1 protein-coding gene is annotated in these 646 nt (G+C 65.6%); it reads left to right on the forward strand.

All coding sequences use genetic code 11. The features are described from left to right. Nucleotides 1-4 precede the first annotated feature (4 nt). Complete coding sequence (locus J7024_RS37035; RefSeq protein WP_124831047.1) at nt 5-643, forward strand: hydrolase; 639 nt, start codon at nt 5-7, stop codon at nt 641-643. Nucleotides 644-646 lie beyond the last annotated feature (3 nt).

Raw genomic sequence — 646 nt, forward strand, 5'->3', positions numbered from 1 at the left:
AACCATGGCAAGCGAACCGATTCGCGACCCCGCGAACGACCACCTGCTCACCCCGCAGAACGCGGCGTTCATCGTCATCGATTACCAGCCGGTCCAGGTGAACTCCATCGCCTCGATGGATCGCCAGCTGCTGATCAACAACATCGTCGGCGCCTCGAAGGCCGCCGTCGCTTACGGCCTGCCGATCGTCCACTCCACCGTCAACGTGAAGACCGGCCTGAACAAGCCGCCGATCCCGCAACTGCGCGCCGCCCTCGAAGGCTATCCGACCTGCGACCGCACCAGCATCAACTCGTGGGAAGACGTCGAGTTCCGCAAGGCCGTCGAAGCCACCGGCCGCAAGAAACTCGTCATGACCGCACTTTGGACCGAGGCGTGCCTGACCTTCCCCGCGCTCGACGCACTGAAGGCCGGCTACGAGGTCTACGTGGTCGTCGATGCGGTCGGCGGCACGTCGGTGGCCGCGCACGAAGCCGCGCTGCGCCGCATCGAGCAGGCCGGCGGCCGGATGATCAGCGTCGCGCAATTGTTCTGCGAACTGCAGCGCGACTGGGCACGCAGCGCGACCGTCCCCGCGTTCATCGACCTGTTCATCCAGACCGGCGGCACCGCCGGCATCCAGTTCTCGTACGACAAGAGCTGATTC

This window comes from Burkholderia sp. WTPI3 (assembly GCF_021483755.1).
GTDB lineage: Bacteria > Pseudomonadota > Gammaproteobacteria > Burkholderiales > Burkholderiaceae > Burkholderia.